Here is a 26,885-nt window from a genome sequence, read left to right on the forward strand (position 1 = left end):
GGAGATCGTGCCGTGCCCGTCGAACAGCTCTCTCCCGTCGAATGGCTCTCCCAGGCCGACCCCACCCCGGAGCACGCCTACAACTGGTGGGTCCAGCACCCTGACGAGATCGCCATGATTCCGGCCGGGGTCCTCTTCGACGCCGTCAAGGTCAGACTCGCCCTCGGCGACCGGATGCGCGCCGCCCTCGGGGCCAGCAGCGGACCAGTGTTCTCGGATGCCGACAACGGCACTACGTACTTCCTCGTGCCGCCCGGCACCGCCGCCGTCTGGCCGGCCGACAAGGAGGCGGCCTGCCTCGGCGCGGAAGCGTGGCTCTGGGTACCGGTGCCATCCCGCATACAGCGCACCCACTCGTACTGGGACACTCCGCCCGACGGCTCCGGCGCACTGCACGACCCGCAGGCCCTACTGGACGCCCTGGCAACCATCAGAGGCGCGTCGTGAGCTCCGGGACGCGGGTCTGCGGCTACTGCCCCGAACCCACCAGCGGCCGGGTCGTCGCTGTCCGCCCCCAGGATCCAGCCAGTCCCCGTGCGGCCTTGGACCACCCCGACTGCTACGCCCGGCTCATAGCTGCCATGGAAATCACGCGGGACGCGATGGCCGGACTCGCCGGGAGCGCCGAATGATCGACATCGACACCCCGCCGCCGGACGCGACCCAGACCGGCTACTGCAGCGTCTGCCAGGAGTGGACCTCGGGGGCCCGGGTCGTCGCCGAGATCCATGGCGACACCGGATGCGGCGCGACAGTCCTGCGATGCGCGGGGTGCGACGCCAGGGCCAAGGTGCGGGTCGGACAATGGCGCGCACAGGCCCGGGCGGCGATCCTGCGGGGCCAGCGCGGCGGTCGCTGAGCGTCCGTCCCGTCGTGGTCATGACCTCGCGCCGAGCCGCGCACCAGGAGCGCGCGGCTCGGCACGCACGCCGTGGGTACGCGCCCTCTTGCGCCGGATCACAGAAGATTCACATGGTGGTCAGGGGTAGCGTTTTGGTGGCGCTTCGTCGGGCCATTCGCCACCCCCCGCGCCACCCCGGGTGGGCCAGGTCCAGTCATCGGACAGTAGCCAGGTCACGGGCACTCTGAGTCCGTCGGCCAGCTTCCAGACCTGGGTGAGGCGCATGCTCGTTTCGCCTGCCTCGGTGCGTTGGATGGTGTTGCGGCCGACGCCGCTCTCGCGGATCAGGTCGTCTTGCGAGAAGTTGCGGTATGCACGCAGAATTTTGATTCGCTCACCAAGGGCCTGACGGCGATCCGCCAGCCGCTTGCGATCGTCACGGTGCATCTCAAAAACTCTTGATCACCGGGAGCTGTCATGTCAGCCCCGGAAATCGTGCTTTTTGTGATCATGGAACGAAGGTACGGCCTGGGAGCGTTACCATCGCACGCATGTTCGACTGAAGGGGGCGAATGGCCCCGCCAGGTGGCTCTCGGCGAGAAAGGCGCGATCATGCCCAGCGGCCCCGAGAGATCGGCGGCTCGGCGTCCCGCATGGTTGCCGGACACCCCGCACTCGCGTGCGGTCGCTGATCCCGGTGACCTTCTGGGGCCGCCGCCGCACGAGATCCTGGCCAGCTACGTGTGGGTGCAGGCCGGTGTGTGCACGTCCTGTCAGAATTTCCGGTGGGCGGCTGAGATCGCGTCTATGCCCGCACCGGACGGAACGCTTCGTCCCGTCTTGCTGTGTGCTGTCTGCGTGTTGACGTTCGAGGAGCGCCGTTATGCCCGGGCCCGGGAGCGCGGCATTCCGTACCGGCCTGGGCGTCTCGGCAAGCCCGCCTGATCCGACGTCGGGGAGAAATCTGGGAGACGATCATGCTTGGGAGACTCTCCCAAGCCCATTTATGCCAACGAATACCAACGAGGGGCCCGCATGGTCAACTCATGCGGGCCCCTCGTTGTGCTTTGTCCAAGCCTGCTATTTTCGCAGGTCAACTCAGTGGTCGACCTCGCCGCGGATGAACTTCTCCACGTTGTCGCGGGCCTCGTCGTCGAAGTACTGCACCGGCGGGGACTTCATCAGGTAGCTCGAGGCGCTGAGGATGGGGCCGCCGATGCCGCGGTCCTTGGCGATCTTCGCCGCGCGGACCGCGTCGATGATGACGCCGGCCGAGTTCGGGGAGTCCCACACCTCGAGCTTGTACTCCAGGTTCAGCGGCACGTCGCCGAAGGCACGGCCCTCGAGGCGGACGTAGGCCCACTTGCGGTCGTCCAGCCACGGCACGTAGTCCGACGGGCCGATGTGGACGTTGCGGGCGCCCAGGTCGCGGTCCACGATCTGCGAGGTGACCGACTGGGTCTTGGAGATCTTCTTGGACTCCAGGCGGTCGCGCTCCAGCATGTTCTTGAAGTCCATGTTGCCGCCGACGTTCAGCTGCAGGGTGCGCTCCAGCAGGACACCGCGGTCCTCGAACAGCTTCGCCATCACGCGGTGCGTGATGGTCGCGCCGACCTGGGACTTGATGTCGTCGCCGACGATCGGGACACCGGCCTCGGTGAACTTGTCGGCCCACTCCTTGGTGCCGGCGATGAAGACCGGGAGGGCGTTGACGAAGGCGACCTTGGCGTCGATGGCGCACTGGGCGTAGAACTTCGCCGCGGCCTCGGAGCCGACCGGCAGGTAGCAGACCAGGACGTCGATCTTGCGGTCCTTCAGGACCTGGACCACGTCGACGGCCTCCTCGGAGGACTCCTCGATGGTCTCGCGGTAGTACTTGCCGAGGCCGTCCAGGGTGTGGCCGCGCTGGACGGTGACACCGGAGGCGGGCACGTCGCAGATCTTGATGGTGTTGTTCTCGCTGGCGCCGATGGCGTCGGCCAGGTCGAGGCCGACCTTCTTGGCGTCGACGTCGAAGGCGGCGTGGAACTCCACGTCGCGGACGTGGTAGTCACCGAACTGCACGTGCATGAGGCCGGGCACGCGGCTGTTCGGGTCTGCGTCCTTGTAGTACTCGACGCCCTGGACAAGCGAGGCGGCGCAGTTGCCCACACCTACGATGGCTACGCGAACCGAACTCATTCCGGTTGCTCCCTCTTGTGATCGTGATGGAAACGCCAGTGCGTTACGTCAATGTGGTGCCGGCAGTCCCCCGACCGCCCGCGTGCGCGGTCCGCGCTGTGGTCAGCGCTCCTGGGTGGAGCGCCCCGGGCGGTCGGGCGGCGTTGCGGCATTGTCCGCGGGCCGGTCCCTGTCGTCCGAAATCTGTGGGGCCCGCTCGGGGCCGGGTGGCGCGGCGTCGCGGCCGGTGCGGTTGGCCCGCTCGGTCTCGATCAGCTCGTTGAGCCAGCGGACCTCGCGCTCGACCGACTCCAGGCCGTGCCGCTGCAGTTCCAGGGTGTAGCCGTCGAGGCGCTCCCTGGTCCGCGCCAGCGAGGTGCGCATCCGCTCCATCCGCTCCTCGAGCCGGCTGCGGCGGCCTTCCAGCACCCGCATCCGCACGGCCCGGTCGGTCTGGCCGAAGAAGGCGAAGTGCACACCGAAGTGCTCGTCCTCCCAGGCGTCCGGGCCGGAGTCGGCGAGCAGTTCCTCGAAGCGCTGCTTGCCTTCCGGGGTGAGCCGGTAGACGATCTTCGAGCGCTTGCCGTTGAGCGCGGTGGCCGGGATGTACTCCGTGTCGGGGTTGTCCTCGATCAGGGAGCCCTGGGCGACCAGGCCCTTGAGGCAGGGGTAGAGCGTGCCGTAGGAGAAGGCGCGAAAGGAACCAAGCAGCACGTTGAGACGTTTGCGCAGTTCGTAGCCGTGCATCGGGGCGTCGTGGAGCAGGCCGAGGACGGCGAACTCCAGGATCCCGGAACGTCTGCTCATGCCCTGCCGCCTCCCTCCGCCGCTGCTGCCGTCCGCTGTTATGCCGACTCGATGTATCGAGTCGATACATCGAGACGATATGCCGCAGGTGCGTCACAAGCAAGGGGCGATTGCGTGAAGGCGATCACAGATGGGTCGGGAGCCAACGGTTTCTTAAGTATCTGCGGTGGTTATGTCCGTAATTGATAGCTGACGCCCCATAAGCGGTCTTGGATTGCTGCGTACTCTGTCGCCTATGCAAAGAGCCGGGAACCGATGGGGCGGCTGGGGCGTCGTGGTCCCTGGTGCAGTGCGGCCTCGTCGGCCGGTACCCCGGGGGACTCGCGTACAGGGCCAGCAGGGCCCTGGGGCGAATCGGAAGTGGACCACCGCCTTCAGGCCCTGCGGCCTGTCCGAGGAGCAGCTGGAAGCATGAGCGAACATCGGCGCAAACAGCAGTCGAGCCCCGGGAGCACTCCCGCCGGAGGCCGCGGCCCCCAGGCGCCGTCCGGCCCGCAGGGCGGCCCTCCCCCGCGCCGGACCGCCCGCCCCCAGGGCGGTGCGCCTGGCCAGCAGCAGGGCCTGCCCGCCGAGCCCCGGCTGACCCGCGCCGAGATGCGCAAGGGAGTCCAGGCCAAGGGCGGCCCGGCAGGCGGCGGTCCGGCCGGATCCCGGCCGAAGCGTTTCCTCGACTACCCGCGCTGGGGCAAGACCGGCGTACGGCGCTGGGTGCCCTCGATCAAGCAGATCCTCAGTGGCGCGCTGATCGCCTTCGTGGGCATCGTGGGCCTGGTCGGCTACGCCTACGCCACCACCAAGGTGCCGCAGCCCAACCCGACCTCGGAACTGCAGAACAACATCTTCTACTGGGACGACTGCAAGACGGTGATGGCCACGACCGGCACCGTCAACCGGCAGAACGTCAAGCTCCAGGACGTGCCGATGGCGGTCCAGCACGACTTCATGGCCGCCGAGGACGAGACCTTCGAGACCAACTCGGGCATCGACCCCAAGAGCATCCTGCGCGCCATCAAGAACATGGCCACCGGCGGCCAGATCCAGTCCGGCTCGACCATCACCCAGCAGTGGGTGAAGGAGAGCGTGCTGGGCAACAGCGAGCAGACCCTGAGCCGGAAGTTCCAGGAGATCATCATCTCCACGAAGATCGGCGAGGGCTACTACACCAAGGACCAGGTCCTCGAGGGGTACCTGAACGGCAACTACTACGGGCGCGGCGCCAACGGCATCGAGGCCGCCGCCGAGGCGTACTACCACGAGCACGCCTCGCAGCTGACGGTCTCCCAGGGCGCCTTCATCGCCGCGACGGTGAACCAGCCCAGCTACTACCAGGACGTCGCCACCGACAAGGGCGTCCAGGCGGCGGCCCTGGCCCGGTGGAACTACGTACTGAATCGGATGGTGGCCAACAACTGGATGACCGCCGCCGACCGGGCCCAGTACACCCCGGACAAGTTCCCGATGCCGGCCCCCTGGGTCAGGAACGCCACGCTGAACGGGCAGGTCGGCTACATGGTCGACACCGCCACCAACTACGTCGAGGCGCACAGCACCCCCAAGGTGACCGACGCCGACTTCGCCGCCGGCGGCTTCAAGGTCTGCACCACCTTCAACAAGAAGAAGGTCCAGGCCCTGACCTCCGCGGTGAACCAGGTGGACGCGGAGCACATCGACCCGAAGAAGCGCCCGAAGACCGACACCTACTTCCAGACCGGCGCGGCCTCGGTCGACCCCAGGACCGGCGCCATCGTCGCCATCTACGGCGGACCCGGCGCGGACAAGGGCCACTCGGTCAACAACGCCAACAGCTCCGGCGTGCCGGTCGGCTCGACCTTCAAACCGATCGTGATGGCCGCCGCCCTGGAGGACGGAGCCGTGCTCACCCCGGGGGCGGATCCCTCACCGATCACCCCGGACAGCAAGTTCAACGGCAACGACCTGATCACCATCAAGAACCAGCAGGGGCAGCTGCTCACCAACAAGGACGGCTCGCTGTTCAAGCAGAAGAACGACGACACCGCCCACCCCGGGTTCATCACCCTGCGCAAGGCCATGGCGAACTCGGTCAACACCTCGTACGTGCAGCTGGGTGAGGACGTCGGCTACGCCAACGTCCGGAACATGGCCATCAAGCTGGGGCTCGACCCCAGCATCCTCACCGGTGACACGGCCGGCTTCTTCATCGGCACCTCCACCCCGAGCGCGATCCGGATGGCGAACGTCTACGCGGCCTTCGCCAACGGCGGGATCTCGCACGACCCCTACTCGGTGCAGTCGGTCCAGCGGACCGGCATCGGTGTGACGACCCCGGTCCTGGCCAAGATCAAGTCGGTGCAGGCGATGAGCGCGTCGACCGCCAACACCGTCAACAGCATGCTCCAGGACGTGGTCACCTATGGCACCGGTACCGCGGCCCGGGCGCTGGACCGGCCCGCGGCCGGCAAGACCGGTACCACCGACGACTACAAGTCGGCCTGGTTCAACGGCTACACCCCGCAGCTGGCGACCGCGATCGGGATGTTCCGCGAGGACCCGAACAAGGCGGGCCTGCTGAGCATGATCGGCACCGGCACCGGCCAGCAGACCACCTTCTACGGTGGAAAGCTGCCGACCGAGGTGTGGACCCTGTACATGACCGACGCCCTGAAGGGCCTGCCCGTGGTCAGCTTCCCGCCCGCGCCCAGCCTGCCCAAGGGCGCCAACGAGTCCGGGGCGCCGACCCCGACGCCCACCCCGACGGCGACCGCCACGGCCACCGCCACCGCGCCGCCCACGGCGACGCAGACGCCCACGGCCACCCAGACGCCCACGGCCGGCAACACGCCCACCGGCATGCCGACCCAGCCGTGCATCCCGGTGGTGCAGAACTGCGACACGGCGTCGGCCACCAGTACCGCGACCTCCACCAGGACCAGAGGCGGGGTGACGTCCGGCGGCACCGGCGGCCACGGCTGACCCGCTGCCGCCGCACCCGGCGCGGCCCCGGCACGCGACCCGCCCCCAGGGGCGGGCCCGCGCCGGGGCCGCGGCCATTTCCGGCGAACCCGCCGGGTGCCCGGTGCTCGCACCGGGACGTGCGGCAGGATGTCCGGCATGACGTCGAGCGAGCGTGACGAGGCAGCGGAGCAGCCCCCTGCCCACCCGGGTGCCGACCCGGGCGTACCGGAGGTCCGGCCGGCCGTGCTGACCCTTCCCCCGCCCCCCGCCGAGGACACCGTCGTGGTCCCCGCCGACGAGGACCCGGTCGCCGCCGAGGGCAGCGAGGTCCTCGGCGGCGCCCCCGGCCGCCACGCCCTGCTCGGCGTCAACTGGTGGACCGCCGCGCGGGTCCTCGCGGTGTGCACGATCATCCTCTTCGCGCTGGGCATGGTGCAGAAGGTCCCCTGCTACAACAGCGGCTGGTTCTTCGGCACCACCGCCCAGTACGACCACGCCTGCTACAGCGACATCCCGCACATGTTCTCGCTGCGCGGCTTCTCCATCGGCTCGGTGCCGTACCTGGACCGGATCCCCGGCGCGAGCGACCCGGCCAACGCCAACATGCAGTACCTGGAGTACCCGGTGCTCACCGGGCTGCTGATGTGGTTCGCCGCCTGGCTGACCCCCTCCGGCAGCGATGTGCACCGGGAGCAGGTCTACTGGCTGCTCAACTCGGGCCTGCTGATGATCTGCGCGGTCGTCGCGGTGATCGCGGTGATGCGCACCCACCGGCGGCGCCCCTGGGACGCGCTGCTGTTCGCGCTGGCGCCGGTGCTGCTGCTGGACTCCACCGTCAACTGGGACCTGCTGGCGGTCGCGCTCACCGCGCTCGCCCTGGCCTGCTGGGCCAACCGCAGGACGGCCTGGGCCGGAGCGCTGCTCGGCCTGGCCGCCTCGGCGAAGTTCTACCCGCTGCTCCTGCTGCTGCCGCTGCTGCTGCTGTGCTGGCGGGCCGGGCGGATGCGGGCCTTCGGGGAGGCGCTCGGGGCCGGGATCGCGGCCTGGCTGGTGGTCAACCTCCCGTTCATGCTGCTCAACTTCCACGGCTGGGCCACCTTCTGGACCTACAACGCGACCCGGAAGATCGACTACGGCTCGTTCTGGCTGATCCTCTCCCAGAACGGGGTGATCACCTGGTCGACCACCACCGTCGACACCGTGGTCCTGCTGCTGATGGCCCTCTGCGGCCTGGGGATCGCCTGGCTGGCGCTGGGGGCGCAGCGCCGGCCGCGGCTGGCCCAGCTGGCCTTCCTGATGATCGCCGCGTTCACCCTCACCAACAAGGTCTACTCCCCGCAGTACGTGCTGTGGCTGGTCCCGCTGGCCGCGCTGGCGCGTCCGCGCTGGCGGGACTTCCTGGTCTGGCAGGCCTGCGAGGTCCTCTACTTCTTCGGTATCTGGTACTACTTCGCCTACTCCACCAGCCCGCACCAGAAGGGCCTGCCGGCGGACTGGTACCACGGGGCGATCGTTGTCCACATCCTGGGGCTGCTCTACCTGTGTGTAATGGTCATCCGTGACGTCCTGACGCCGGAGTGTGACGTGGTCCGCTGGGACGGGAGTGACGACCCGTCAGGAGGGGTCCTGGACAGGGCGGATGATGTTTTTGCGATCCTCGACGAGGAGCCTGCTGGCCTCAAGTACGCGGATTCTGAGCCTGGTTGAGCCTGTGGATAAGTGAGCACCGGCCTGTGGATAAGAAGTTATCCACAGGCCGGTGCCATGCCGGGCCAAGAAGGCTCTGCCGTGGGCGAGTTGACGGGCATATGTACGAGGGTGAAGGGGGCGATTTGTCGGGACTTCACCCTCGCGGGTGAAGTCCGACCGCTCCGCTTGCCCAGCGTGTCCGTCGGGCTACTATGTGTGCATCCGGCGCGGTGAGGACCGACCCGCCGCCGTATTCCTGCGCTTCCGGCCCGACGGCCCGCGCGTCCAGTTCCGCCGTTCCCTCTGCCGTTGCCTGCTTCCGGTCGCTTCACGCTGCCCGCCGCCTGACGTCCGTCGCCCGCTCTCCGCTGCCTGCTGCCCGCCGCCCCGACGTCGCGGGCCGCGGGCTGCCCCGGCGACCCCGCACACCCAGGGGGATCCACCCATGCACCAGGACAGTTCCGCTCCGCCCGAGTCCGCGCCCCGCCGCGACATCGAGTTGGAGAGCTTCGCCCACAAGTCCTCCGGCGGCTTCGTCCGCCGGCTCACCCTGCCCGACGGCCGCTGGTGGTTCCCGGCCGCCGACATCTGCAAGGGCCTCGGCCTGGCCGACGTCCAGGAGGCCCTGGCCGACCACGTCCCGGAGTCGATGCGGACCACGCTCGGCAGCCTCTGCGCACTGCACCGGATGCCCGTCCCCAACCAGCCGACCTGGGACGGGACGCTCCCGCTGCTGAGCCGGCGCGGGGTGGAGGCGCTGCTCGGCGCCCCGGCGGGGGCGGGCGCGGCGGCGTTCGCGCCCTGGCTCCGGGCGACGGTCATGCGGCAGCCGGACCGGGCCGCGCTCCCGGCCGCCCCGGAGGACGCGATCGAGATCAGCGACTTCGTGCACGCGGCGACCGGGGCCCGGATCCGGCGGCTGACCATGCCGGACGGGACGCACTGGTTCCCCGCGGCGGACGTCTGCAGAAATCTGGGCTACCTGAACTCTAGAAAAACAGTCGCAGATCATGTACAAGCAGCCGACCGAGACGTCCTCGAGGGTGTAACTGGGCGTTACACCCTCAGCGTTCCCGCAGGTAGGACGTGGCAGCGGAACAGCGTCGTGGTGAATCTCCGGGGTCTGATCGCACTGGTGAACGCTTCCACCAAGCCCGAAGCGGCCCCGTTCAAGCGGTGGGTCTCCGATGTCGTCGCCACCATCCAGCGCGAGGGGTGCTACGAGCTTCCGGGGGTGCGGACGGTCATCGTCGACTCCCCGCCCCCCGCCGTTCCGGTCGAGCCGTTCCCGCTCGCCGAGTTCCTCTCCTTCGTGCAGCGGTCGGAGGAGCGGCAGGAGCGGATGCTCGACCGGATGAGCGAGACCCAGAGCAGGTTCACCGAGGCCCTGGCGGCGCTGCTGGCGAAGCCGGGGCCGCTGTCGGGGCGGCAGCAGGGGCCGGGAGCCGTGGCCGCGCCGCCGGCGGCCCAGCCGCCGCCCTCCGCGCCGGAGATCCTGGCCGACTGGCAGGCGCGGTTCGAGGCCTCGGAGGAGGTGTGGGCGGTGGCCGCGTACATCATCCCGGAGATGCTGATCCACGGGGAGCTCGTCGCCTCGGGGGAGCGCATCGGCGCGCGGCTGGGGATCGCGCCGAACCGGGTGCACCGCTGCCTGGGCCATCTGCGCCGGCACGGCTGCATCCACCAGGTCGGGCTCACCCCGGGGGCGGGGTGTCCGGTCTATGTGTTCGCCTGAGAACGCCGCGGGGACCGTGGTCCGCGCCCACGGTCCCCGCAGCGGTACGGCTCGGCCCGGGTCAGTCCCGGTCGGCGATCCGGTCGAACAGCGTGGTGGTGTGCCGCAGCGTCGCCTTCAGCTCCTCGCCGGGCTGCGGGGGCTGCACCTCGCCGGGCAGCCACAGCAGCGAGGCCTGCATGTGCGGCGGCTCGGCGAAGGCCAGCTTGCTGCCGCTCCAGCTGAACGGGGAGGGCGTGCGGTTCAGGGTGGCGAGCCCGGCCCGGGCCAGGTTCTTGGCGCGGGGGGTGAGGCCGGTGAGGTTCTTGGGGGCCTCCAGGCCCACTCCGTGGGCCGTTCCGCCGGCGACGACCAGCAGGTGGCCGTCGGCGCTGGCCCGGTGCTGCCGGTAGCCGTAGCGGTCGCCCTTGGCCATCGGGTGCACGTCCATCACCGTGCCCCTGCTCTCGATCGCGCCGTGGTCGCCCAGCCACAGCTGGGTGCCGATCCGGGCCCGGAAGTGCACGTCCGGGTAGCGCCGGGTCAGCTCGGCCACCTCCTGCGAGGTCAGATGGCTGACGAACATCCGCCGCAGCGGCAGCCCGGCCGCGCGCAGCCGGTCCACCCAGGCGGCGGTCTCGGCCAGCGGGTCGACCCCCTCCGGCCGGTCCATCGGCAGGTGCACGGCGAAGCCCTCGACCCGGACGTCGTCGATCGCGGCCCGCAGCTTGCCGAGGTCCTCGGGGGAGACCCCGTGCCGCCGCATGCTGGTCATGCACTCGATGATCACGCGCCCGCCGACCAGGCCGCGCACGCCCTCGATCGAGCCGACGGTGCGGATCACCCGCTGCGGCAGCGGCACGGTGTCCTCGCGGATCCGGTACGGGGTGAGGACGATCAGGTCCTTGCCGAAGTAGTCCTTGAGCTCGGCGGCCTCGTAGGAGGTGCCCACGGCCAGCACGTCCGCGCCGAGCCGGACCGCCTCCTCGGCGAGCCGCAGGTTGCGGAAGCCGTAGCCGTTGCCCTTCGCCACCGGCACCAGGCCGGGGAAGGCGTCCACGACGGAGCGCTGGTGGGCACGCCAGCGAGGGGTGTCCACGTACAGGGTGAGCGCCATGAGAGGTGGGATGCCTTCCGTGCTGCGAGGTGGGATACGGGCCGGGGAGGGGGTCTAGCGGCGATTCATGTACATGTCGAGTGCCTTGTGCAGCAGCTTGTTGAGCGGGAAGTCCCACTCGCCGAGGTACTCGGCCGCCTGCCCGCCGGTGCCGACCTTGAAGCGGATCAGCCCGAACAGGTGGTCGTCCTCGTCCAGGGTGTCGCTGATGCCGCGCAGGTCGTAGACGGTCGCGCCGAGCGCGTAGGCGTCGCGCAGCATCCGCCACTGGATGGCGTTGTTGGGCTGCACCTCGCGCTTGTGCACGGTGGACGCGCCGTAGGAGTACCAGACGTGCTCACCGACCGTGATCATGGTGGTGCCGGCCAGCGCGTCGCCCTCGTGGTACGCCAGGTACAGGCGCATCCGGTTGGGGTCCTCGCTGGTCAGGGCCTTCCACTGGCGCTGGAAGTAGGAGAGCGGCCGGGGGATGAAGTGGTCCCGCTCGGCGGTCTCCAGATAGAGCTGGTGGAACACCGGCAGGTCGTCGTAGCCGCCCTGGACGATCTCGACCCCGGCCTTCTCGGCCTTCTTGATGTTGCGGCGCCACAGCTGGTTGAAGCCCTTGAGCACGTCGTCCAGCGAGCGGTTGGCCAGCGGCACCTGGTAGACGTAGCGCGGCTGGACGTCGCCGAAGCCGGCCCCGCCGTCCTCGCCCTGCTGCCAGCCCATCCGGCGCAGCCGGTCGGCGGTGTCGATGGCGCGCGGCTCGTACCAGTCGGCCTCGACGTCGCGGAGCCGCTTGGCCTCCTTGCCGGCGATGGCGCTCTTGATCGTCTCGGCCTGCCAGCGGCGGATTATCACCGGCGGGCCCATCTTCACGGTGAACGCGCCCTGCGATTTGAGGTGGTCCAGCATCGGCTGCAGCCAGCGGTCCAGGTTCGGGTCGAACCAGTCGATGACCGGGCCCTCGGGCAGATAGGCGAGATAGCGCTTGAGCTTGGGGATCTGCCGGTACAGCACCAGGCCGGCGCCGACCACGGCGCCGCGGTCGTCGAACCAGCCGATGCTCTCCGAGCGCCACTCGGCCTTGACGTCACCCCAGGAGGGGACCTGCATATGGCTCGCGGAGGGCAGGGTCCGGACGAAGGCCAGGTGCTCCTCCCGGCTGATGGTCCTCAGGCGCAGGCTCATGGTGGGGGTGCTCCTCGGGCTTCAGTTCGCGTCAGACGCGAACTCTACTGCCCAGGTGGAGCACCCCCATAGGGATGTCGCCGCCGACCGTCGGTGCGTCGCCGCCGCCGGAGGTCAGCGGCGGCCCGGGGAGGTCAGTAGAGGCCGCCGTGGGCGAGGCCGATGCCGAGCCCGGCCGCCGCCGCGACCCCGGCGCAGACGAAGAGGAAGCGCTCGGCGGTGGTCACCGAGATGTACTGGCCGACCGCCGCGGTGAGGATCCCGGCCAGGCCGGTCCAGGAGGCGACCAGGTGCAGCCCGCGGAACATGCAGGTGGCGACCGCGATGGCACCGAGGATCACGGTGACCGCCGCGAGCGAGTCCTGCAGCGGGTGCGACTTCACGCCGTCGCTGTGGCGCTGCAGGCCCGGACCGTAGGGGGACATCGGGGCAAGGGACGGCAGCGGGGAGGGGACCTGTCCCTGGGACTGTGAGGAACCGAACGAGTGAGCCATCTGACCCGCCTCCTTAAGGAGGATCGTCGGGACCGGCGGCCGGGGTCGGCCGTACGGCCTCGGGATGGTGGCGGACTGTAGCGGACGCCGCTACCCGATGTATACACATTGCGTCGATCGGGGGGTGGATTTCAAGACCCCATTCGGGTACCTGTAGGCTGGACCGTCTGCACCGGTGTGGCGCGGCTCTTCTGCCGCGACCCGTGCACTGCCCGAGGCTCGCCCAGCTCGATTGTCAGTGCCGACCGCTACCGTTGCGACGCGTTCAAAAAACCCTCCTGCCACGGAAATACCGTGGCCGCTGAGTCCAGAGGAGGTGGGTTCCACATGCGTCATTACGAGGTCATGGTGATCCTCGACCCTGAGGTCGAGGAGCGCGCTGTCTCCCCCCTGATCGAGAACTTCCTCAATGTCGTCCGCACCGGCGGCGGCAATGTGGAGAAGGTCGACACCTGGGGCCGTCGTCGCCTGTCGTACGAGATCAACAAGAAGTCCGAGGGCATCTACTCGGTGATCGACCTCAAGGCTGAGCCTGCGGTCGTCAAGGAGCTCGACCGGCAGCTCAACCTGAGCGAGCAGGTCCTCCGCACCAAGGTGCTCCGCCCGGACACCCACTGAGGCTCTCCCAAGTGCCGCACGTCCTGTGAGGCACTGCACCGCCCGGCCGTCCGTACGGTCGTCGCGGTGAGCACTGCAGATACGGAACCGCTCCCACCGAGAGGTCGAACACCACCATGGCAGGCGACACCGTCATCACCCTTGTCGGCAACCTTGTCGACGACCCCGAGCTGCGTTTCACGCCTTCGGGTGCGGCCGTCGCGAAGTTCCGCATCGCGTCCACTCCTCGTACGTTCGACCGCCAGACCAACGAGTGGAAGGACGGCGAGAGCCTCTTCCTCACGTGCAACGTCTGGCGTCAGCCGGCGGAGAACTGCGCTGAGACGCTGCAGCGCGGTATGCGCGTCATCGTCCAGGGCCGTCTGCGTCAGCGCACGTACGACACCAAGGAGGGCGAGAAGCGGACCGTCTACGAGGTCGAGGTCGACGAGGTCGGCCCGTCCCTGCTCCGCGCCACCGCGAAGGTCACCAAGGCCCAGCGGTCCGGCGGTCAGGGAGCTCCGGGCGGTGGCTTCGGCGGCAACGCCGGTGGCGGCGGCGGTGGAGGCTTCGGCGGTGGCGGCCAGCAGGGCGGGAACGGCGGTGGCTGGGGTTCGCAGAACTCCGGCGGCGGCCAGTCCGGCCCGTCCGACGACCCCTGGGCGTCCAGCGCCCCGGCGTCCGGCGGACAGCAGGGCGGCTCCGGCGGCGGCTGGGGTGCCCCGGCCGGCGGCGGCGGCTTCTCCGACGAGCCCCCGTTCTAGTCCTTCCCGGACGACAGCAGTGTGCCGGGCCGATCCCTCCGGGGTGACGCCCACTCAGACTTGATCCCGTGCGACCCGGCTGTTGTGCGAACAACGGCCGGATCGTGAACACCAGTTGGAGTACATGATGGCGAAGCCGCCTGTACGCAAGCCTAAGAAGAAGGTTTGCGTCTTCTGCAAGGACAAGATCTCCTACGTCGACTACAAGGACACGAACTTGCTCCGCAAGTTCATCTCCGACCGTGGGAAGATCCGCGCCCGCCGGGTCACCGGCAACTGCACCCAGCACCAGCGCGACGTGGCCACGGCTGTGAAGAACAGCCGCGAGGTCGCTCTGCTGCCCTACACCTCGACCGCTCGCTGAATAGGAGGGTGACCGAACAATGAAGATCATCCTCACGAACGAGGTCTCGGGCCTCGGGACCGCCGGCGAAATCGTCGAGGTCAAGGACGGTTACGCCCGCAACTACCTGGTTCCGCGTGGCTTCGCCATCCGCTGGACCAAGGGCGGCCAGAAGGATGTGGACGCGATCCGTCGCGCCCGCAAGATCCACGAGATCCAGACCCTCGAGCAGGCCAACGAGGTCAAGGGCAAGCTCGAGAGCCTGACCGTCAAGCTCGCCGTGCGTGCGGGCGACGCGGGCCGGCTCTTCGGCTCCGTCACCCCGAGCGACGTCGTCGCGGCCATCAAGGCCGTCGACGGTCCGCTCGTGGACAAGCGCCGGGTCGAGATCGGTTCGCCGATCAAGACCACCGGTGCGCACACCGTCACCGTCAAGCTGCTGTCCGACGTGGTCGCCAAGATCAACGTCGACGTCGTCGCTGCCTGACGCAGGTCGCAGGAAAGGCCGGTCCCTTCGGGGGCCGGCCTTTTCGGCGTACTCAGGCGTAGTTGAGTACGCGTGCGCATTCGCGGGGCGCGGCGGGCGCGCACGATGAGTCTTCTACCGGTCGGTAACTTATCTGGGGGAGTACAACGATGGTCATCCGGGTCAGCAAGGTGACCAACCCGGCCGAGCTGCGGGAGTTCTGCGACCTCCCGCTGCGACTGCACCCGCCCGAGCTGTACGTCCCCGTCCCCGAGCAGCGGATCCAGGCCTGGTACCGGGGCACCGGGCCGCAGCGCCGCTACGGCCCGGTCGACCTCTACCTCGCCCGGGACGGCGGCGGCCGGGTGGTCGGCCGCACCTGCCTGCACCGCAACACCGACCTGGACCGCAGGCTCGGCCGCCCGGTCCAGCTGTTCGGCCTCACCGAGTTCGCCGACCGCGCCGCGATGGACGTCGACGGCGACGACCCGGCCAAGGAACTGCTCGACCTGGCCGAGCAGGCCGCCACCGTCAGCGGCTGCGACCTGCTGCTCGGCCCGGCGGCGCTGCTGCCGGACCGGTCCCCCGGGGTGCTCACCTCCGGCTTCGACCTGCGCGGCTGCAGCGACGGCGGCTGGAACCCGGCCCACTACGCCGCCGCGTACGCACGCCACGGCTTCAGCCCGCGCTGGCCCGGACAGACCTGGCTCTGCGAGGGCCTGGATGACCCCGGGCGGCTGCCGCCGGAGAAGGCCTTCGCCTTCGACGAGCGGCGGATCCAGGACGAGCGGCTGGTGGTGCACCGGGGCCGGCGGCGGGCGCTGCGCCGGGTGCTGCCGCGGCTGCTCGGCATCCTGAACCCCGCGCCGGAGCGGAACCCCGCGCCGGGGCAGCCGGCACGGGTCGAGCGGGTCGAGCGGGCCGAGCGGGGTGGCGAGGTGTCCGCCGCGGACTTCGCCGACTTCGTCGACTACGCGGACCTCGCGGGCCGGGCGGCGCTGGATCCGGACCTGCTGCTGTACCTGACCAGGGCGGGCGAGCCGGTGTCCTTCCTGCTGGCGGTCCCCGACCCGTCCGTGCACCCCGGCGGTGCGGGTGCTCCGCAGGGCCGGCCGACCTTGCAGGCATGGCAGGCCCTGCAGGGACTGCAGGCCCGAACCGCGCCGCTGCTGCGGCGCGGCCTGCGGCCCGCCGCGCAGCAGGGGCCGGCCCGGCCCTGGGGGCAGGCGCAGCAGCAGACGCAGGGGCGCCGGCGTGGCGCCGAGGCGGTGCTGGTGGCCTCGGGGACGGCCCCGCAGTGGCAGCGGCGGGGTTACTCCACGCTGCTGGCGCGGGAGTTGTACCGGAACCTGGGGGCGGGCGGCTACGCGACGCTGCGTGGCCGCAGGGTGCCGCCGGGTGACCGGGCGGCCGAGGCCCCGTACCGGGGGATGGGCGGACGACCGTTGCAGCAGTCCGTCTTCTACGAGCGCAGCCTCCGCTGACCCCCCGTCACAGCCCGCGCCGCGCTGCAGGGCCGCCGCTCAAGGCCCCCTCCGCTCAGGCTCGTACCGCGCCGGTTACCAGCCAGGCGCCGGTGCGGGCGCGCAGGGTGAGGAAGAGCAGCCGGACCACCATGCACAGGGTGATCGCGCCCCACAGCGCGTTCAGGCTGCCGCTGCCGACGGTCAGCGCGACCGGCGCGTACGCGGCCAGCGTGGCGACCATGGCCCAGGCCAGGTAGGGGCCGTCGCCGGCGCCCATCAGCACCCCGTCCAGGACGAAGACCACGCCGCAGACCGGCTGGCCCAGCGCGGCGATCAGCAGCACCGAGCCCAACTGCCGCTGCACCGCCGGGTCGGAGGTGAACAGCGGCAGGTAGAGCGGGCGGGCGAGCAGCAGCAGCCCGCCCAGGACGACGCCGGCGCCGATCCCCCACTGCACCATCCGCCGGGTCGCGTCGCGGGCGCCGGCCCGGTCCTCCGCGCCCAGGTAGCGGCCGATGATGGCCTGTCCCGCGATGGCGATGGCGTCCAGGGCGAAGGCCAGGAAGCTCCACAGGGACATCGCGATCTGCTCCGCCGCCATCGCCGTGTTGCCGAGCCTGGCGGCGACCGCGGTGGCGATCAGCAGCACGGCGCGCAGGCTGAGGGTGCGGATCAGCAGCGGGGTGCCGGCGGTGGCGCACGCCTTTATCCCGTCCGGGTCCGGCCGCAGCCTGGCCCCGGTCCTGCGGGCTCCCCGGACCACGACGCCCAGGTAGGCGGCGGCCATGCCCCACTGCGCCAGCACCGTGCCCAGGGCCGATCCGGCGATGCCCAGGTGCACGCCGTAGACCAGGACCAGGTTGAGGGCCAGGTTGGCGCTGAACCCGGCCACCGCCACCACCAGCGGGGTGCGGGTGTCCTGCAGTCCGCGGAGCACCCCGGTGGCGGCCAGGACGATCAGCATCGCGGGGATGCCCAGGGCGCTGATCCGCAGGTAGGTGACGGCGTAGGGGGTGGCGGTCGGGGACGCGCCGAACACCCCGATCAGCTCCGGGGCAAGCAGCAGGGCGGCCAGCACCACCGGGACGGACAGGACCAGCGCCAGCCAGATGCCGTCGATGCCCTGCTGCACGGCGGCCCGGCGGTCGCCGGAGCCGACCCTGCGGGCCACCGCGGCGGTGGTGGCGTAGGCGAGGAAGACGAAGACGTTGACCAGCGTGGTGAGCAGCGCGGCGGCGACGCCGAGCCCGGCCAGCTGGGCGGTGCCGAGGTGGCCGACGATGGCCGAGTCGGCCATCAGGAACAGCGGCTCGGCGATCAGGGCGCCGAAGGCGGGGAGGGCGAGGACGAGGATCTCCCGGTCGTGCCGGGCGGTGCGGGAGGTCGATCGCATGGGTCTACCGTAGTCATCCACAGGTAATGACTGCCAACCGGGTTGGAGTATTACTCGCATGTGCTCCGGGTAGCCGAACGTACACCTCGGGTCGTGATCTTCACGCTGGGCGTTAAATTTTTCTCACACACAGGCAGTGGATGAGATCACTGCAGGTCAGCGTGTTGACGCCGTAAAGATCTTCGGGTTATCCACAGACTGTCCCCCGACCCGTGCACAGCTTGGGGTCAGTTCTCCACAGCAACCGGCCCGTCATCCACATGGCCTGTGGATAACCATCTTGGCCGATGGGCTGCTCCGCCCTTAGCGTGGTCGCTCTGCCGACGCGCCGCACCTGCGCGCTGGCGCCCCGTGTCAGTGGGGTGCCGTATAGAAGAGGGTGACGCGCATGTCCGTTCCGGATCCCGCGCAAGGAACGACGAGGGGGTCCCGATGAGCGACGTGCAGTACGACGACCATGGCGACCACGACATCCCGCCGCCCGACGACGAGTGGCCCCCTCCGCCGTCGCCGAACGACGGGCCCGGTGACCGGCTGCCCTTCGGCAAGGGCAAGGGCGGCGGTCAGGGCGGCGGCCGGCGGGACGGCCAGGGCGGCGGCTTCGGCGGGAACCAGGCGGACCGTTCCTCCTACGCCAACGCGGGCAAGGACAGCAAGCAGGGCGGCGGCGACTCCTCGTACGAGCGGGTCCCCCCGCAGGACCTCGCCGCCGAGCAGTCGGTGCTGGGCGGCATGCTGCTGTCCAAGGACGCCATCGCCGACGTGGTCGAGGTGATCAAGCCCGCCGACTACTACCGGCCCGCGCACGAGCTGATCCACAGCGCCATCCTCGACCTCTACGCGCGCGGTGAACCCGCCGACCCGATCACGGTGGCCAGCGAGCTGGTCAAACGCGGTGAGATCACCCGCGTCGGCGGCCCCTCCTACCTGCACACCCTGGTCAACTCCGTCCCCACCGCGGCCAACGCCGAGTACTACGCGGAGATCGTCCACGAGCGCGCGGTGCTGCGCCGCCTGGTCGAGGCCGGCACCCGGATCGCCCAGATGGGATACGCCGCCGAGGGCGACGTCGACGAGATCGTCAACGCGGCCCAGGCCGAGATCTACGCCGTCACCGAGCAGCGCACCAACGAGGACTACGCCCCGCTCGGCGACATCATGGAGGGCGCCCTCGACGAGATCGAGTCCATCGGCTCCCGCAGCGGCCAGATGTCCGGCGTCCCCACCGGCTTCGCCGACCTCGACTCGCTGACCAACGGCCTGCACCCGGGCCAGATGATCGTCGTCGCCGCACGACCCGCGATGGGCAAGTCGACGCTGGCCCTCGACTTCGCCCGTTCCTGCTCGGTGAAGCACAAGATTCCGAGTGTCTTCTTCTCGCTGGAGATGGGGCGCAACGAGATCGCGATGCGCCTGCTCTCGGCGGAGGCACGGGTCGCGCTGCACCATATGCGGTCGGGCAATATGACCGACGAGGACTGGACCCGGCTCGCCCGGCGGATGCCCGAGCTGAACGACGCCCCGCTCTACATCGACGACTCCCCCAACCTGTCGATGATGGAGATCCGCGCCAAGTGCCGCCGCCTCAAGCAGCGCAACGATCTGCGGCTGGTGGTCATCGACTACCTCCAGCTGATGACCGGCGGCGGCGCGAGGCGGCCGGAGAGCCGGCAGCAGGAGGTCTCCGAGATGTCCCGAAACCTCAAGCTGCTGGCCAAGGAACTGGAACTCCCGGTCATCGCCCTGTCCCAGCTGAACCGTGGCCCCGAACAGCGAACCGACAAAAGGCCGATGGTCTCGGACCTCCGCGAATCAGGTTCGATCGAACAGGATGCCGACATGGTCATTCTGCTGCACCGCGAGGACGCCTACGAAAAGGAGTCCCCCCGCGCCGGCGAGGCCGACCTCATCGTCGCCAAGCACCGCAACGGCCCCACCGCCACCATCACCGTCGCCTTCCAGGGCCACTACTCCCGCTTCGTGGACATGGCCCAGAGCTGACTGGTCAGAACTCCCCGGCGTGGTCGCTGACCCAGTCGGCGTAGCTGCGGGGGGTGCGGCCGGTGATCTTCGCGACGGCGTCGGTGACCGGCCGGGGGTTGCCCACGGACTCGGCCCAGAGCGTGAGGATGCTGTCCAGGATCGGGGCCGGGACGTACGGCGCCAGCTGCTCGCGCGCCGTCGCGGGGGGCAGTTCGAGGTAGCGGACGGGGCGGCCCAGGACCTCGCCGATGATGCGGGCCTGGTCGGCGTGGGTCAGCGACTGCGGTCCGGTGAGGTGGTGGACGGCACCGCTGTGGCCGGGCCCGGTCAGTGCGGCGACGGCGCACGCGGCGATGTCGGCCTCGTGGATCGGCGTCGCGGCGGCGTCGGCGTAGGCGCCGCGGATCTCGTCACCGGCCCTGGTCTGGGCGGCCCACTGCAGCGAGTTGGCGGCGAAGACCTCCGGGCGCAGGATGGTCCAGGCGAGGTCCGAGGAGCGCAGCGCCTGCTCGATCTCCCAGTGGTAGAGGGCGATCGGATCGGTCGGGGGGTCGGTGCGGTCCTCGACCGCGCCGGAGGAGAGCAGCACCACCCGGCGCACCCCGGCGGCCTCGGCCGCGGCGACGAATCCGGGGCCCGTGCCGGGGGCCGGGAAGAGGTAGGCGGCCTCGACGCCGTCCAGCGCCGTGCGCAGAGACGCGGGATCGGCCAGGTCGCCCGGGGCGACCTCGGCCAGGTCCGGCCATTGGGCCTGCTCCGGGTTCCGGGACAGTGCGCGCACGGTGCGCCCGTCGGCGATCAGCTGACGCAGTACCAGGCGGCCGACGTTCCCGTTGGCTCCGGTGACCAGGATCATGACTGCTCCTCCATGGCTGTGACCAGGCGGCCCGCGGCTGCGGGCCCGGTGCGGTAGACGCTAGGCAGGATCGAGGACAGTTTCCGTCCTCAACGGGAGACGAATTCTGGGAGGCTTCCCTCATGGTCCGGACCTCGGCCCGGCTGCTGGGCCTGCTGTCGCTGCTCCAGTCCCAGCTCGACTGGCAGGGACGGGAGTTGGCGCAGCGGCTGGGCGTCACCACGCGCACCGTCCGCCGCGACGTGGACCGGCTGCGCGATCTCGGCTACCCCATCGACTCCACTTCCGGTACCGCGGGCGGCTATCGCCTCGGCGTCGGCGGGGCCCTGCCCCCGCTGCTGCTGGGGGACGAGGAGGCCGTCGCGGTCGCGGTCGGGTTGCGGGCCGCGGCTGCGGGCTGGGTGTCAGGGGTCGAGGAGCCGTCGCTGCGGGCGCTGGGGAAGATCGAGCAGTTGCTGCCCTCGCGGCTCCGGCACCGCGTCGCCGGCCTCGGCTCCGCGCTCCTGCTGCTGCCCGGCCAGTGCCCCACCGTCGACGCGGGCCTGCTCGCCGCGCTGACCGCCGCCTGCCGCGCCCACGAAGGCGTGCGCCTGCGCTACGGCGGCGAACCTTGCCGGGTCGAGCCGTACCGCCTGGTCCGCGGCGGCCGCGACTGGTACCTGCTGGCCTTCGACCTGGACCGCGACGAGTGGCGCGCGTTCCGTGTCGACCGCATCGACGGCGGCGTCCAGCCGGGCGCGCGGTTCAGCCCGCGCCCCGAACCGGGCGGCGACGCCGCCGCCTTCGTCTCCGACGCCATCGCCCCGAGCTCCCGCCTGTACCGGGCCACGATCCTGTTCCACGCCCCGCTCGAGACCGTCACCGTCGCAAGGACGGCATCACCCGCCGCGGGAAGGCTCGAGCCACGTGATGCGACCTCATGCCTCCACCACACCGGCGCCGAGACCCTGGAGGCCCTCGCGGTCCAAGCCGCGCTGACCGGAATCGACTTCGAGGTACTCGACCCGCCCGAGCTGCGGGAGCACGTCCGTGCCCTGGGCGAGCGCCTGGTGCGGGCTGCCGGGCCGCCCTCGGTATCCGCTGGTCCGGGTGGCGCGGCGGATGCTTCAATGCGCGGGTGAGCTTGAGCGTGGATGTCTACATCACGACCCCGGGAGGCGGCATGGAGGTGCTCGAGGTCCCGGAGGGTTCGAGCGACCTCGCGGGGTTCGAGTCGTGGCGGCACAGCGTGTGGGGCTCGGACCGGGTCCAGGCGCTCGGGGCCGAGTTCTTTCCGGCCCTCGCCACTGGCGACCTGTATGTCGAGCCCGGCGAGGTCGAGCGCTTCCAGCGCGAATGCGCCCTCCTGCGCGCGAACCTGGAGACCGTCGCGGGCGGCGTCGACCCGCACCGGGCCACCGTCGGGACGGTCTCTGCGCGCCTGGCCCACATCGAAGACGCTGCGCGCCGCGCACGCGAGGTCGGTGCCGGCGTCGTGGTCTGGTAGCTGCCACTGGCCCCACGGAACCTGCGGATCGGTAGGAACATCACGGTGGCGCTGGTTCGTAGAGGATCCCGCCGGATCATCGTGGAGGGAGTCGCCTACAGGTGGCGGGTGCGGAGGAAGCCCACCTACTGCCAGGGCAACGGATGGGGCCCGCAGAGCTACGCGGTGGAGGCGGAGATCCGTCCCGGGACGACGCTGGTCGTGGAGACGGGCCGCGCGCACCCGGGCAATTGGCTCGGCCTGCCGTCGGGCCCGGTTCGGCCCGCGGACGTCGCCGCGAGCATCCGCGCGGCGCGTTGCCGGGGGTGGGACCCTGCGGCCCAGGGCTCACCGTTCGTCCTCGGCCCGGCCGCTGCCGGCGAGGAGGGGCGGGACGGCGAAGCGCCGCCCACCGGCGGTTGACGTGCTGTGATGCGGTGACGGCCAGTACAGTACCTGGATGGCAAACCTACGGGAGCGGATCCTCGCTGAGCTCGGCGTCAAGACGACCACTGTGCCCAAGGACGAGATCCGGCAACGGGTCGACTTCCTCAAGGACTATCTGCGGTCGACCCCGGCCAAGGGCTTTGTGCTGGGGATCAGCGGCGGCCAGGACAGCACGCTGGCCGGCAGGTTGTGCCAGCTCGCCGCCGAGGAGCTGCGGGCCGAGGGACACGAGGCCGTCTTCGTCGCGGTGCGGCTGCCCTACGGCGTGCAGGCGGACGAGGACGACGCGCAGATCGCGCTGGGGTTCATCCGGCCGGACCGGTCGATCGAGGTGAACGTCAAGCCGAGCGCGGACGCCGTCGCCGCCGAGTCGGCGCTCGGCCTGCGGGAGCTGCTGGGCGAGGCCCCCGCGCTGCGGGACTTCGTGCGCGGCAACATCAAGGCCCGCGAACGCATGGTGATCCAGTACTCGATCGCCGGGCAGCTGAACCTGCTCGTCGTGGGCACCGACCACGCGGCCGAGGCGGTGACCGGGTTCTTCACCAAGTACGGCGACGGCGGCGCCGACCTCACCCCGCTGACCGGCCTGACCAAGCGTCAAGGAGCAGCCCTACTACAGGAATTGGGCGCACCGCCGAGCGTCTGGCAGAAGGTGCCGACCGCCGACCTGGAGGACGACCGGCCCGCGCTGCCGGACGAGGTGGCACTCGGCCTGACGTACACCCAGCTCGACGACTACCTGGAAGGCGCCGACGTCACCCCGGAGTTGGCGGCGAAGGTGGAGTCGGTCTACCTGGCGACCCGCCACAAGCGGACCGTTCCGGTCACCCCGCTCGACGACTGGTGGCGGCACGATCCTTCCCAGTGACGGGACAGACGGACAGACCCTGGTCTTCGCCCGTCAGTCTTCGCCCGCCGTCCAGCCGAACGGGGTGAATGCCATACGCGCGCCGAAGGGGCCCTCTCCCGCGCGGAAGGCCAGCAGACGCGCGGAGGGCGTGTCCGCTGCCTGGGCGAAGTGGAAGACCGCCAGCGGGATGTCGTGGTCGGCGGAGGCATAACCGAGGGTCTTGGGAAGGCACGGGTCCGGGTCACCGAAGGTCACCGAGGGCCGGCCGTAGGTCTGGAGAACCTGGTCGAGCGTGCGGTCGTCCTCCTCCACCCAGGTTTCGGCGGTCTCGACCACATGGGTGTGCTGCTGGACCGGCAGCGTCCGGTCGAGCCGGAGCCAGCCCCGGCGGTAGGCCGCGGCTCCGTACTCCGAGGCCACCTCGTGGATCTCCGGGTCCGGAAAGCAGCGGCGCATCATCGCTGCCGCGTTCAGACGGGCGTTGCTGTCCACGATCCAGCGCGCCCCGTCGGGTTCGGCCCCTCCCTCGGCGAGAGCGAGAGCGTCCAGGAGCGGCGGGAGGCACGCCACACCGCCGTGCGCGGCGGGCACCCGCACAGCGGCGTTGAACCGGTCGAGCAGACGGCCCCGTTCGTCCGCCGGGGCGGGGCGGGCCGGGCGGTGGACGGGGGCGGGAACGAGAACGGGAGCGGGAGCGGTCCGCAGTGACGGCATGGCGACCACCATGGACCGGCCCCCGCACCGTGTCCACCCCGTTTCCGCGGGCCGGAAGGTCCGGGGCGTCCGAAGGGCCGGGGCGTCCGGGGCGTCCGGGGCGTCCGCGGGCGGTCCGGTTCCGTCCGCCGGTTCAGTAGCGGCTGTTCATGGCGGAGCGGACCTCGTCAAGGGTGGTCTCGGCGACGGCCTGGGCGCGTTCGTTGCCCTCGCGCAGGATTCGGCGGATGTGGCCGCGGTCCTGGGCGAGCTGTTCGCGGCGGGCGCGGATCGGGGCCAGGTACTCGTTGACGGCCTCGATGACGGTGCTCTTCAGGCCCGCTGCCCCCGCGCCGCCGATCTCGTCGGCGAGTTGGCGGGGGTCGCGGTCCAGGCAGAGCGCGGCCAGCAGGACCAGGCTGGAAACCTCGGGCCGGCCCACCGGGTCGTAGCTGATCTGCCGCTCGGCGTCGGTCTTGGCACCGCGGATGAGCCGGGCGGTCTCGTCGGCGCCGGCGGAGAGGGCGATGGCGTTGCCCCGGCTCTTGCTCATCTTGGTGCCGTCGGTGCCCAGCAGCAGCGGCGCCGCCGACAGCAGGGCGTCGGGCTCGGGGAACACGCTCGTCCCGTTGCCGTAGCGGTCGTTGAAGCGGCGGGCGATGGTGCGGGTGAGTTCGAGGTGGGGCAGTTGGTCCTGGCCGACCGGGACCAGGTCGGCCTTGCAGAAGAGGATGTCCGCGGCCTGGTGGGCCGGGTAGGTGAACATCAGGCCGCTGACCGAGGACTGCCGGGAGTGCGCGATCTCGTCCTTGACGGTGGGGTTGCGGCCCAGCTCGGCGACCGAGACCAGGCTGAGGAAGGGCAGCAGCAGCTGGTTGAGGGCCGGGACCGCGCTGTGGGTGAAGATCGTGCTCCGGGCGGGGTCGATGCCGATGGCCAGGTAGTCCAGCACCAGGTTCTCGACGTGCTCGGCCAGGTGGTCGGCGACATCGCGGTCGGTCAGCACCTGGTAGTCGGCGATCAGGACGAACACCTCCGTCCCCAGCTCCTGCAGCCGGACCCGGTTGTGCAGGGTGCCGAAGTAGTGGCCCAGGTGGAGTCGGCCGGTCGGCCGGTCCCCGGTCAGTACCCGGAACCGCCCCGGGTCCCGGGCGAGTTGTTCTTCCAACGCCGCACTGCGGGTCTGCGCGGCGGACGTTCCCAGCGGGTCGCCCGGCGGGTTGGCGGATTCCAGGTCGGTGGCGGCGGCGAGGGACGTGGCGGCGATGGCGGTGGTGGTGGTCATGACTGCTCCTGGTGGTGGTCCGGTGGGATGCCGTCCGCACGGAGCAGGGCCTGCGCAGGGGTACGCAAAAGGGCCGTCCGTCCGAACGGCCCTTGGTCGTGCGTGAGAGAGGTGGCCGCTCCTAGGAGGAGCGCCACCAGCTCAGGCAGGACGAGAGATGCATGCCACCAGTCTAGAGGGAAGTCGGCCGAGGACGCCGGTGGTGAAGACGGCGCGGACCGGGAGGGACAGGGTGCCGGCCCGGTGCAGGGCGACGGCGGCGGCGTGGGCTTCCGCGTGGCGGTCCTCGCCGGGGCCGCCGCCGCTGAAGCGCACGCCGAGCGGGATCGTACCCAGCGGCGCAGGTCGCTGACCTGCGCGCGGCGGTGGTTGGGCGCGGCGCGGACACGGCGGCGCGGAGCTGGTGGAGCGGCCGCTGAAGCGCAGCGAGGTGCACGAGGTGGAGGTGCGGCGCAGCGGCGTGCTGCGGGTGCGGCATCCGGAGCGCGGGGTGATGGAGCTCCTGGCGGAAACCCTGCTGACGCCCGCGGAGGACCAGCGGCTGATGATGTTCACCGCGCTGCCGGGGTCGGGGACGAGCCGGCGCTGGCGCGGTTGCGGACCATCGGCGAGGAGCACCTCGCGCTGCGCGGCGCCTGACTCGGCGTCACACCCGGGTGCGGGCCGGGGTGGTGCTGGGGACGGCGGACTGCGGGGTTCTGGCCTCGGTGAGCATCGCCAGGCCGAGCGGGCCGAAGGCGGCGGCGAAGACCAGCCCGCCGAGCGGCAGCAGGTCCAGGCTCACCGCCATCACCACGGTGCCGAGCAGCACCAGCACCGGGATCCGCAGGGCGGTCAGCCGCGGCCGGCCGAGGGCGAGCACGGCGGTGAGGACGACCAGGCCGAGGTAGAAGAACAGCGGAAGCACCGTGTACAGCAGCGGTTCCACTCCCGGGTGGCTCTGGAACCGGTGGAAGCGGACGTTCATCGCGGCGTGGTCGACGGAGACCGAGGCCACGTAGATGTCCACCACGGCCTGGCCGAGCACCGAGCAGACGCCCAGCAGCGTCGCGGCGGCAGCCGCGTTCGCGGTCAGCCGGCGGGCGGTTCCCTGCTCGGCGGCCAGCCGGCGCAGGTACAGCACGATCGGGACGAAGCAGAGCAGGCCGAGGATCAGCAGCAGGTGCCCCGCGGTCCAAGCCGCTCCCGGGGCACGGTGCCCGCTGAGCAGCCGGACGGCGCCGTAGCCGGTCATGAACAGCGGCGCGGCCAGCAGCGATGCACCGGTGACGGTCAACTGCCGTGCGCTGGTCGGGATCTGATAAGTCATGGGAAGAGCATCGCGGCGGCGCCCGGTGCGCCGGTATCG

26 protein-coding genes and 1 pseudogene are annotated in these 26,885 nt (G+C 70.7%); 16 read left to right on the forward strand and 11 right to left on the reverse strand.

The annotated features are described in order from the left end of the window. Positions 1-12: 12 nt before the first annotated feature. Positions 13-447: a hypothetical protein gene (locus ACEZDG_RS14745; protein WP_380508319.1), complete on the forward strand. Its 435-nt coding sequence runs from the start codon at positions 13-15 to the stop codon at positions 445-447. Positions 448-628: 181 nt separating this feature from the next. Beyond that, a complete protein-coding gene (locus ACEZDG_RS14750) occupies positions 629-859 on the forward strand; it encodes a hypothetical protein (RefSeq protein WP_380508322.1) in 231 nt (76 codons plus the stop codon). 120 nt (positions 860-979) lie between these two features. On the opposite strand, the gene ACEZDG_RS14755 is transcribed toward ACEZDG_RS14750, so the two are convergent. From ACEZDG_RS14755 to ACEZDG_RS14765, 3 genes are all read right to left on the reverse strand, one after another. Continuing rightward, a complete protein-coding gene (locus ACEZDG_RS14755; RefSeq protein ID WP_380508324.1) occupies positions 980-1,288 on the reverse strand; it encodes a helix-turn-helix domain-containing protein in 309 nt (102 codons plus the stop codon). Between the two features lie 651 nt (positions 1,289-1,939). Next, a complete protein-coding gene (locus ACEZDG_RS14760) occupies positions 1,940-3,022 on the reverse strand; it encodes an inositol-3-phosphate synthase (RefSeq protein WP_380508327.1) in 1,083 nt (360 codons plus the stop codon). 102 nt (positions 3,023-3,124) lie between these two features. Then, positions 3,125-3,808, reverse strand: a complete 684-nt coding sequence (locus tag ACEZDG_RS14765; RefSeq protein WP_380508330.1) for a PadR family transcriptional regulator — start codon at positions 3,806-3,808, stop codon at positions 3,125-3,127. Positions 3,809-4,219: 411 nt separating this feature from the next. Between ACEZDG_RS14765 and ACEZDG_RS14770 the strand changes: the two genes are divergently transcribed. From ACEZDG_RS14770 to ACEZDG_RS14780, 3 genes are all read left to right on the forward strand, one after another. Further along, a complete protein-coding gene (locus tag ACEZDG_RS14770) occupies positions 4,220-6,760 on the forward strand; it encodes a transglycosylase domain-containing protein (RefSeq protein ID WP_380508333.1) in 2,541 nt (846 codons plus the stop codon). 138 nt (positions 6,761-6,898) lie between these two features. Further along, positions 6,899-8,449 (forward strand): glycosyltransferase family 87 protein, encoded by a 1,551-nt coding sequence (locus ACEZDG_RS14775; RefSeq protein ID WP_380508336.1) that lies wholly within the window; start codon positions 6,899-6,901, stop codon positions 8,447-8,449. 427 nt (positions 8,450-8,876) lie between these two features. Beyond that, positions 8,877-10,166 carry a BRO-N domain-containing protein gene (locus ACEZDG_RS14780; protein ID WP_380508339.1) on the forward strand — a complete coding sequence of 430 codons (1,290 nt, stop codon included), beginning with the start codon at positions 8,877-8,879 and terminating at the stop codon, positions 10,164-10,166. Positions 10,167-10,227: 61 nt separating this feature from the next. On the opposite strand, the gene ACEZDG_RS14785 is transcribed toward ACEZDG_RS14780, so the two are convergent. The 3 genes from ACEZDG_RS14785 to ACEZDG_RS14795 all read right to left on the reverse strand — a co-directional run bounded on the left by ACEZDG_RS14785 (position 10,228) and on the right by ACEZDG_RS14795 (position 12,929). Then, positions 10,228-11,262: an alanine racemase gene (locus ACEZDG_RS14785; protein WP_380508342.1), complete on the reverse strand. Its 1,035-nt coding sequence runs from the start codon at positions 11,260-11,262 to the stop codon at positions 10,228-10,230. Positions 11,263-11,316: 54 nt separating this feature from the next. Next, a complete protein-coding gene (locus ACEZDG_RS14790; protein ID WP_380508345.1) occupies positions 11,317-12,435 on the reverse strand; it encodes a lipid II:glycine glycyltransferase FemX in 1,119 nt (372 codons plus the stop codon). Between the two features lie 134 nt (positions 12,436-12,569). Then, on the reverse strand, positions 12,570-12,929 hold the full coding sequence (locus tag ACEZDG_RS14795; protein ID WP_380508348.1) for a hypothetical protein: 360 nt from the start codon (positions 12,927-12,929) through the stop codon (positions 12,570-12,572). A gap of 327 nt (positions 12,930-13,256) precedes the next feature. Between ACEZDG_RS14795 and rpsF the strand changes: the two genes are divergently transcribed. From rpsF to ACEZDG_RS14820, 5 genes are all read left to right on the forward strand, one after another. Next, entirely contained in the window at positions 13,257-13,547 is a 291-nt protein-coding gene (rpsF, locus tag ACEZDG_RS14800) for a 30S ribosomal protein S6 (RefSeq protein ID WP_123498332.1), read from the forward strand. A gap of 116 nt (positions 13,548-13,663) precedes the next feature. Next, positions 13,664-14,290, forward strand: a complete 627-nt coding sequence (locus ACEZDG_RS14805; protein ID WP_380508353.1) for a single-stranded DNA-binding protein — start codon at positions 13,664-13,666, stop codon at positions 14,288-14,290. A gap of 127 nt (positions 14,291-14,417) precedes the next feature. Further along, positions 14,418-14,654, forward strand: coding sequence for a 30S ribosomal protein S18 (gene rpsR, locus ACEZDG_RS14810; RefSeq protein WP_034089348.1), 237 nt, complete (start codon positions 14,418-14,420; stop codon positions 14,652-14,654). Positions 14,655-14,673: 19 nt separating this feature from the next. Then, positions 14,674-15,120, forward strand: coding sequence for a 50S ribosomal protein L9 (rplI, locus tag ACEZDG_RS14815; protein ID WP_380508357.1), 447 nt, complete (start codon positions 14,674-14,676; stop codon positions 15,118-15,120). Positions 15,121-15,269: 149 nt separating this feature from the next. After that, positions 15,270-16,583, forward strand: a complete 1,314-nt coding sequence (locus tag ACEZDG_RS14820; protein ID WP_380508360.1) for a hypothetical protein — start codon at positions 15,270-15,272, stop codon at positions 16,581-16,583. A gap of 55 nt (positions 16,584-16,638) precedes the next feature. Here ACEZDG_RS14820 and ACEZDG_RS14825 read toward each other — a convergent pair whose 3' ends face one another. Then, on the reverse strand, positions 16,639-17,958 hold the full coding sequence (locus tag ACEZDG_RS14825) for an MATE family efflux transporter (RefSeq protein WP_380508363.1): 1,320 nt from the start codon (positions 17,956-17,958) through the stop codon (positions 16,639-16,641). A 432-nt stretch (positions 17,959-18,390) separates the two neighbouring features. On the opposite strand from ACEZDG_RS14825, the gene dnaB reads away from it, so the two are divergent. Beyond that, entirely contained in the window at positions 18,391-19,959 is a 1,569-nt protein-coding gene (dnaB, locus tag ACEZDG_RS14830; protein WP_380508366.1) for a replicative DNA helicase, read from the forward strand. Positions 19,960-19,963: 4 nt separating this feature from the next. Here dnaB and ACEZDG_RS14835 read toward each other — a convergent pair whose 3' ends face one another. Next, complete coding sequence (locus tag ACEZDG_RS14835; protein ID WP_380508369.1) at positions 19,964-20,797, reverse strand: NAD(P)H-binding protein; 834 nt, start codon at positions 20,795-20,797, stop codon at positions 19,964-19,966. Positions 20,798-20,919: 122 nt separating this feature from the next. On the opposite strand from ACEZDG_RS14835, the gene ACEZDG_RS14840 reads away from it, so the two are divergent. The 4 genes from ACEZDG_RS14840 (at position 20,920) to nadE (ending at position 23,577) form a co-directional block, all read left to right on the forward strand. After that, positions 20,920-21,918, forward strand: coding sequence for a helix-turn-helix transcriptional regulator (locus ACEZDG_RS14840; RefSeq protein WP_380508372.1), 999 nt, complete (start codon positions 20,920-20,922; stop codon positions 21,916-21,918). A 41-nt stretch (positions 21,919-21,959) separates the two neighbouring features. Next, positions 21,960-22,283, forward strand: coding sequence for a hypothetical protein (locus ACEZDG_RS14845; RefSeq protein WP_380508375.1), 324 nt, complete (start codon positions 21,960-21,962; stop codon positions 22,281-22,283). A 108-nt stretch (positions 22,284-22,391) separates the two neighbouring features. Then, on the forward strand, positions 22,392-22,685 hold the full coding sequence (locus tag ACEZDG_RS14850; protein ID WP_380508378.1) for a hypothetical protein: 294 nt from the start codon (positions 22,392-22,394) through the stop codon (positions 22,683-22,685). Between the two features lie 37 nt (positions 22,686-22,722). Then, positions 22,723-23,577, forward strand: coding sequence for an ammonia-dependent NAD(+) synthetase (gene nadE / locus ACEZDG_RS14855; protein ID WP_380508380.1), 855 nt, complete (start codon positions 22,723-22,725; stop codon positions 23,575-23,577). A gap of 33 nt (positions 23,578-23,610) precedes the next feature. Here nadE and ACEZDG_RS14860 read toward each other — a convergent pair whose 3' ends face one another. Both ACEZDG_RS14860 and trpS read right to left on the reverse strand, forming a co-directional pair. After that, positions 23,611-24,273: a hypothetical protein gene (locus tag ACEZDG_RS14860; RefSeq protein ID WP_380508383.1), complete on the reverse strand. Its 663-nt coding sequence runs from the start codon at positions 24,271-24,273 to the stop codon at positions 23,611-23,613. Positions 24,274-24,406: 133 nt separating this feature from the next. Next, a complete protein-coding gene (gene trpS / locus ACEZDG_RS14865; protein ID WP_380508386.1) occupies positions 24,407-25,537 on the reverse strand; it encodes a tryptophan--tRNA ligase in 1,131 nt (376 codons plus the stop codon). Positions 25,538-26,006: 469 nt separating this feature from the next. Here trpS and ACEZDG_RS14870 point away from each other — a divergent pair. Beyond that, positions 26,007-26,063 (forward strand): annotated as a pseudogene (locus ACEZDG_RS14870) (hypothetical protein); the annotation flags it as partial. 120 nt (positions 26,064-26,183) lie between these two features. Here the strand turns inward: ACEZDG_RS14870 and ACEZDG_RS14875 are convergent. Further along, on the reverse strand, positions 26,184-26,846 hold the full coding sequence (locus ACEZDG_RS14875) for a hypothetical protein (protein WP_380508389.1): 663 nt from the start codon (positions 26,844-26,846) through the stop codon (positions 26,184-26,186). Positions 26,847-26,885 lie beyond the last annotated feature (39 nt).

This window comes from Streptacidiphilus alkalitolerans (genome assembly GCF_042511045.1).
In the GTDB taxonomy this organism is placed as follows: Bacteria; Actinomycetota; Actinomycetes; order Streptomycetales; family Streptomycetaceae; genus Streptacidiphilus; species Streptacidiphilus alkalitolerans.